This is a genomic window from Scytonema hofmannii PCC 7110, from assembly GCF_000346485.2.
Classification (GTDB): Bacteria; Cyanobacteriota; Cyanobacteriia; order Cyanobacteriales; family Nostocaceae; genus Scytonema; species Scytonema hofmannii.
Genome location: NZ_KQ976354.1, coordinates 1,294,089 through 1,300,778 on the forward strand (window position 1 = coordinate 1,294,089; position 6,690 = coordinate 1,300,778).

Below are 6,690 nucleotides of genomic sequence, written 5' to 3' on the forward strand. Positions count from 1 at the left end.
AGGCAATCAAGTTTCGTCTTTGGGATGGCAATATTCTTAAGTTTCGCGATCCAACGTACTCGTTCATAGCGTACTTTGGCTGATCGGGGCTTCCTTTATTGAGGAATACGGTTCCCCAACTTGGCGGCACCTGAAGTTGGGTCTTCCAGAACAATTTTAGGCAAAAATGCTTCCTGAGAAACAATATATTGTTCTCTGAATTGCTAGAATTAACAACCATTACATTCTGGCTAGGAGGGCAAAACCCATCGCTGCACCACATATACCGTCGATTTTAAATAACAAAACATTTCGTATCTACACATACAAATGATTGTGTTACATTAACTACTGGAATTACTGACTTTTTGACTAACCAAAGTTGATAAACTCACTTAGCGATCGCCCTGGCATAACATAACTTAAGGTATGCAACACTGCCCCCCAGCAATTCAAATGGATTGGATTAGCTTGCTCAAGTCCCAACAAGCCGATTTCCTTCAACGAGTAAAAAAACCTAAAACTTACGATCTGTCTTTGCTAGAAAGTCAAGTCAAAGGATGCCACAGCGAGATTATGGCATTTTGGGGGGAATCATTGGCAAAACTGCTGGAAATTGCTCACCAACAAGCAGAAATTGTTGCCAAAAATCCCCCTTCTACACCGCCTGAATATCCCGAACCTCCTGATTGGGCAATACCTTTTCCAAAATACTTCCAGCAACAAGCAGAAGATTACCTTCTTCGAGAACAAATTGTAGACCGTGTGATAAGCGATCGCTTGGGGAAACAAGTCAAAAAAGTGCCTCAAGACGTTGTGAATAACATGGTTTTGGACGATGAAGGCAATTTACGTGGAGAAAGTAAATTTCATTACGTGCTTGCCAATAACCCCAAAGTCAGTATTCAAGTTCATGCTGCTGATGGAGAAAGCTTCAATGGTATTAAGAAAGACAAAATAAGATGGTCGATCGCTCAAGAGGACTTAAAAAATCACCGAGTCCTGGTTTTCCTGTGCTTATTTTATCCATTTACAGGTAAACGAGGCTACGAAAAACAAGCAGTCATCGCAGGCTTTCTACCTACAGATCACATTGAGTTGAGTGAGCCAAAGCTTTATATCACTCCAAGTCATTTACTATACGCTGGGGGATTAGGTTGGTATTTAGAATCTTTAGCTACCAAAAAAGACACAAGACAAATATTAGACGACTTTGCTATAGCGGAAACAACTCAAACTCTTCCGCCCGATCATAATCTCAAAAGTATAATAGGAGACTGGGAATGCTGGCAGACCCTAAAGGGACATATTCGCGGAATTAATTGTCTTGCCTTTAGTTACAGGGGTCATAAAGGTGATGCTTTACCCATAGTAGCAAGTGGTAGCCGTGGAGAGACTAAGCTGTGGGATTTAACTAGAGGTGAATTAGTAGGGACTTTATCAGAACATCCTTGGACTGTTTCCGGGCTGGTAGATGAAGTGAATGCTCTCGCTTTTAGTCCAGATGGACACACTTTGGTCAGTGGGGGTGCAGACTCTACAATCAAAATATGGCACGTAGGCGCACAAGACTTAATAGATATTATGCACAAGCATAATGGAATGGTACGCTGCGTTGCTTTTACTCCAGATGGGCAGACCTTAGCAACTGGGGGAGATGATAGGAAAATCATGTTTTGGGACTTGACAGAACGTCAGGTTACCACTGCCCTATCTTTAGATGATACTGCAGCCCATTCCCTAGCTCTCAGTTCTGATGGCAAAACACTCATTACAGGTAGCTACCGCAAAATCAAAGTGTGGCGCATCTTTCGTCCGAGAGGAGTCGCAACTTTTGACTCAGAGTTAGTACACTCGTTGACAGGTCACGCTCACATTGTGCGTGCCTTGGCTACAAGTGCAGATGGTAAAATTTTGGTCAGTGGCAGTCGCGATAAAACGATTAAAATTTGGCATCTAGAAACTGGAGAATTACTGCGTACTCTTAAAGGACATAGAGACGGAGTGTATGCGATCGCACTAAGTCCCGACGGTGAAATTATTGCCAGTGGTAGTGCCGATAAAACCATCAAGTTGTGGCATCTAGAAACGGGTGAATTACTGGCCACTTTTGCAGGTCATACACACACTGTGACAGCAGTTGCATTTACAACTTCTGGAGAACTTTTAGTTAGTGGGAGTTTGGATAAAACGATTAAAATTTGGCAGAAGAGTTAGGGATTAGGGGCGCTTGGGTTAGGGGTTAGAGCGAGCTAAGAGTATTTTTCATAGCCTCAGGCTGATACCTTCAGCTGTCCCCTGCCCAATTTTTCCAAAAACTCCGATACACTGCTACAGCCAGCCTCTTTGATGATTGGCTGTAGCCCTTCCCATCCTTCTTCAGTAACACTCAGATTTCGTTTCCGTTTTTTTGCACCAAAAGCTTTCGGTCTACCTTCATGGTAAATAAGATTGGCTTTGCTGTTAGGATGTTCTCCTGGCGCGTACTGTTCCCCTGCCATGCTTGGTCTTGTTTCCTATAATATCAACTTTCTATTTATATTATCCGTTCTACAATTGACTTTTCTATTTTACACTCCTATAATAGAAACGCTAATAAAACAACAATAGTAAAAACTCCACATACCGCACTTTGTGTCGGTGTGGGGCTTTTGGCGGGCTAACGAAATTAATAATCCCATAAAGTACAGCGAGGAAAGCAAACATACACTGTTAATACTACCAACATTGGTCAAAAAGACTCTACTTACAGGGATACTCACTGTAGAACAGTTATAAATGACCATTCCCCCTTTGCCGAGCAGTCTCTTAAAATCACACAGTTATCCCATTTAAGTGCTGTGATTGAAGAATTGGAGAATGATGTTCGCTCTGGAATTCATCTCAAACACGATGATGGCATCCAAATAGCCCATCATCTTCAGTTAGTAGAGGGTGCATTAGTTAAAATTTTTGCTCCCCATCGCACTCAAATCCATAATCGATTGGGAAGGATTTGTACTGTTAGCGATCGCACAGTTGATATTTGGGTGCGAGACGTAGATCTGATGATTATGTACAGGTACACTTTAAAGCATCAGCAAGTTGAGATTGTACCTATGAAGAGAGAACCACAGCTAGTACAAGTGTATAAGCGCTTGCAAAAGCTGAGAAAATGTAACCTAGACCCATTTGAACGCGAAATACTTCTTCTCTTAGAGCGACCAGTCGTTTTTACCCCAGTTGAATTAGAGTATCTTTCCCTTATGGAAAAACGGCATGAAGATGATAGAAATTCGCTCAATTCAAAATGAAATAGAGTTTAATGATATGCTTTACCAAAGGTGGCTTGTTCTGAGAGCACCTTTAGGTCTGCCAAGGGGAACAGAGAAAGACTTGTATGAAGACAATGCCTTTCATGCGATCGCCCTTTGGAACAAACAAATTATAGGTTCTGCAAGATTGCGCCTTCTTTCAGAAGATTTGGGAAGCATCGCTTATGTTGCTATCTTACCAGAATTTCAAAATCAGGGTATCGGCACTAAGCTTATGCAGAAATTGATTGCAACTGCTGCTGAAAAGAATCTCAAAACTTTGAGAGTTATGGCGAGAACCAATGTTTTAAAATTTTACAACCGCGTGGGATTTATAGCCGAGGGGGAACCATTTGATTACTTAGACATTCCTCACGTTTTCATGTACTACAAGTTACAAGCTTATCCTCAATTGGTAAGAGACTAGTAAAAGTGTACTTCACAAACTCTGACTTTTTGCTTGCATGGCAAGAACCTTTGAGATGCAAAGTCTTTGTCTCATCTTTTATAAGTATTCCTTGGTAAGTCTGTAGAGAACCATCTGGTTTCTCAAAAGACAGTTCCCCATGAATTTTACTGGCGTCTGAATTTTGTTCGATGATTCGACCTGCAACTTTATAGTCAAACCAATCCCATCCATAGCGGAGGAGAAGTTCTCTTTCCATAGTTTGAAGAGGATATGGTAATATTCCCCAACCTCGATAGACTTTCTTCAAGCATTCAATATCACCAGTTCGAGTAAGAATTGATTTGAATGATTTTGGATCGAGAACACCATAGTACCTACCTTCTGGCAAATCTATTGCTGTGGGTGCAAACCGATGTCCGCCAAAGTGGCTGGACTTCCATAGGCGGATATTATTCAATCCCAACTCGGAAATGGTGGTGGTGGCTTGATAGTAGAAAGGATTTCCGTACTTGGCACAGCACTTATCGTAGCTCCCGTGGGTACATACTAGAATATCTCTGGTTGCAGTTGCTTTTACTTGATTGTCACAGAAGTCACCCCACAACCACTTTCGGATAAGTGGAGCCGCTTGCTCTATATTTTCTAGCTTCCATTCTTGCTTGCGATATCCCTGACCCAGTTCCTTTTTCCTGTGATAAATCAAAAGAGTTGTACTGTCTACTTTGTGAGATGAATCATTGCTCATCAAGAGGAACCTAATGGGTACTTTTGCCTGTGTTACCTCCTCTACTAATATTCGCAAATTTTCTGGCACCCATCTGGAGTGAAAGACTTCAGCCGCCCAAGGTGTGGGACATTCAATTAAGATGTAAGTTTGGTGATTGGTCGCACTGCCAATAATATCTTCTCCTGCTTGTCGTGAAGAATCGGAACAAAAGAAAGTGTTCATTGATTATGATGAGCTGATTGGTTTATGTGAGCGATCGTTGTCTACGAAAATGACGCCGTCAACTACCAAGCGAGATAGCAAGGGAACAATATCTATCTCCCAGTCGTAATCTGGTAGCCAACTAATTACATCATTACCAGTAAAAGCCTCTGTGGTAAATATTTTTTTCACAGTATAAAAATCAATACCTCTTAGGGATACTTCTTTTCCTGCAACGAGAATTGTGTATCCACTACAGTCTGGGAGTTCAGAAATTTTGACTCGCTGAAACTTACTATTTCTGAACTTTGTTTCCGTACCTCGCTCAAAGATATTGAACCCAGTTTGATAAGGCAGAGAGTATGTCGCCAGTGGTTTGCTCAAGCTATCTAAATAGCTTACATATTCATCATATATCTTACTAGAGGAAAGATAGTTATTTAAGTTAGTCATTTGATTATTTATATAGCTAGCAGCATCTGACTCTATAGGCAATGGCATACTTTGACGCCACTGTTCTGAGTCGCGCAATTGGTTCACAACCCATTCTAGAAAATCGATTCCAGTCCGGCAATGAATTCCTAAAGTTAGATGCAGTGAGGGCTCGTCAAGGGCGATCGCATAATGCCAGTGTCCGCGAGGAATATACAGGACATCTCCCGGTTTGAGGACGCACGTTAAGTAAGGTTCTCCTTGGGGAGGAGCCATTGTAGATGATTTTTGATTGGGTAAAGGATACTTAAATGTATCGGGAAAAACAAACCATTTTTTTGTTCCCTCTATCTGTAATATAAAAACTTCATGGGTGTCATAGTGGGAAGAAAATCCCTGTTTTTGTGGTGAAGAAGAGTAGGCATTAATTTGTACACCACATCCAAAATCATGCTTAAGTTCAGAGGTAAAATTCACTAACTCTGGAGTGAGTTTATGCACTCCATTAAGTATGAGAGTCGCACCCTCTTGACACTGTTTAATAAGATTGGTGTTAGCATTTTCATCTAAAACTTTTTCATCCAGAGCGAAACGTAATTCTGGGTACTTGAATTGATGAAAGTTCAAAAGGTAATTCAGCTTTTCCCAAGAAAATAAGTGAGAAAACTTATTGTGACTTTCACCAGATATGAAGACTGCCTGAGTTGTCCAATTCTTACTTAGGAAGTTTTCAATAGTATATGGCTTTAATATATACTCTAGTGAATTCATATTGCCAATTTTTCTCAATTAATAGACATGAAGATTCCAACATAAATAAGGAGAGGGGAACAGCATTCCTGTACCCTACCTCCTTATTTTTGCACTTTACTCTTTTTAGTTATAGCTTCAATGCAAGTAATTAGCAACTACTCGTTGGTAAAGTCCCCACCATCAGAATCGGAATTTAACTGAGCAGCAGTATTTGTACTGACAGATTTTACAGAGATTTCCTTGATTTCAACCTGAATTCTGCTCTTACGTAATTGCTTTTGGCTATAAGCTGTAAGATTATCTGACATAACGCCATCTCCTGATGTTTTACTTTTGTTAGCACCCTGATTAAACCCTTTGAGTAGTAACCAGGATTTTTTTTAAGTGTCTGTTTTGACTCTAGCGGAACTCAATATTAAATGCAACTAGTTGATAATTATTTCTATTCTTGTTAAAATCTATAATTTTAAGGTTAATCCCGTTTTAAGAGACTTTGGAAGCCGGAGTTCTGAATTTCTACACAATGTTAATGACATGATGGTAAAATCCAAGCTTAAGAATTCATTAAGCCTTAAGTCATAACATTTTTCTGCTTCAACGAGTACAGATGGGATTTTTAATATGTCGCCTATTATACAAAATTCATTTTATCATTTGTCAATATTTATAGAAATTATATTGCCAAGTTTTCTCAAGATTAGCTAAGCTGTTGTGCTTTGAATTTGCACAGATGAACGGGCGAGGACGCCCGTTCCACAGTTGTTAGTGGTTGGTGGTTGGTTGGTGGTTGGTGGTTGGTGGTTGGTTGGTGGTTGGTGGTTGGTGGTTGGTTGGTGGTTGGTGGTTGGTGGTTGGTTGGTGGTTGGTGGTTAGTGGTTGGTGGTTGGTTGTTGGGG

The 6,690-nt window shown here is 40.6% G+C and carries 7 protein-coding genes; 3 read left to right on the forward strand and 4 right to left on the reverse strand.

Annotated features, from left to right (window positions below):
- Positions 1-435 precede the first annotated feature (435 nt).
- Positions 436-2,196 carry a WD40 repeat domain-containing protein gene (locus WA1_RS05645; RefSeq protein ID WP_017748181.1) on the forward strand — a complete coding sequence of 587 codons (1,761 nt, stop codon included), beginning with the start codon at positions 436-438 and terminating at the stop codon, positions 2,194-2,196.
- A gap of 56 nt (positions 2,197-2,252) precedes the next feature.
- Here the strand turns inward: WA1_RS05645 and WA1_RS05650 are convergent, their stop codons facing one another.
- Positions 2,253-2,480, reverse strand: coding sequence for a hypothetical protein (locus WA1_RS05650; RefSeq protein ID WP_017748180.1), 228 nt, complete (start codon positions 2,478-2,480; stop codon positions 2,253-2,255).
- A 339-nt stretch (positions 2,481-2,819) separates the two neighbouring features.
- On the opposite strand from WA1_RS05650, the gene WA1_RS05655 reads away from it, so the two are divergent.
- Both WA1_RS05655 and WA1_RS05660 read left to right on the forward strand, forming a co-directional pair.
- A complete protein-coding gene (locus WA1_RS05655) occupies positions 2,820-3,272 on the forward strand; it encodes a hypothetical protein (RefSeq protein ID WP_017748179.1) in 453 nt (150 codons plus the stop codon).
- Positions 3,238-3,699 carry a GNAT family N-acetyltransferase gene (locus tag WA1_RS05660; protein ID WP_033336553.1) on the forward strand — a complete coding sequence of 154 codons (462 nt, stop codon included), beginning with the start codon at positions 3,238-3,240 and terminating at the stop codon, positions 3,697-3,699. The genes WA1_RS05655 and WA1_RS05660 overlap by 35 nt, the downstream gene beginning before the upstream one ends.
- On the opposite strand, the gene WA1_RS05665 is transcribed toward WA1_RS05660, so the two are convergent.
- The 3 genes from WA1_RS05665 to WA1_RS56635 all read right to left on the reverse strand — a co-directional run bounded on the left by WA1_RS05665 (position 3,653) and on the right by WA1_RS56635 (position 6,102).
- A complete protein-coding gene (locus tag WA1_RS05665; protein ID WP_017748177.1) occupies positions 3,653-4,630 on the reverse strand; it encodes a sucrase ferredoxin in 978 nt (325 codons plus the stop codon). The two genes, WA1_RS05660 and WA1_RS05665, sit on opposite strands and share 47 nt — an antisense overlap.
- 3 nt (positions 4,631-4,633) lie before the next feature.
- On the reverse strand, positions 4,634-5,812 hold the full coding sequence (locus WA1_RS05670) for a cupin domain-containing protein (protein ID WP_017748176.1): 1,179 nt from the start codon (positions 5,810-5,812) through the stop codon (positions 4,634-4,636).
- A gap of 137 nt (positions 5,813-5,949) precedes the next feature.
- Positions 5,950-6,102 carry a hypothetical protein gene (locus tag WA1_RS56635; protein WP_017748175.1) on the reverse strand — a complete coding sequence of 51 codons (153 nt, stop codon included), beginning with the start codon at positions 6,100-6,102 and terminating at the stop codon, positions 5,950-5,952.
- Positions 6,103-6,690 lie beyond the last annotated feature (588 nt).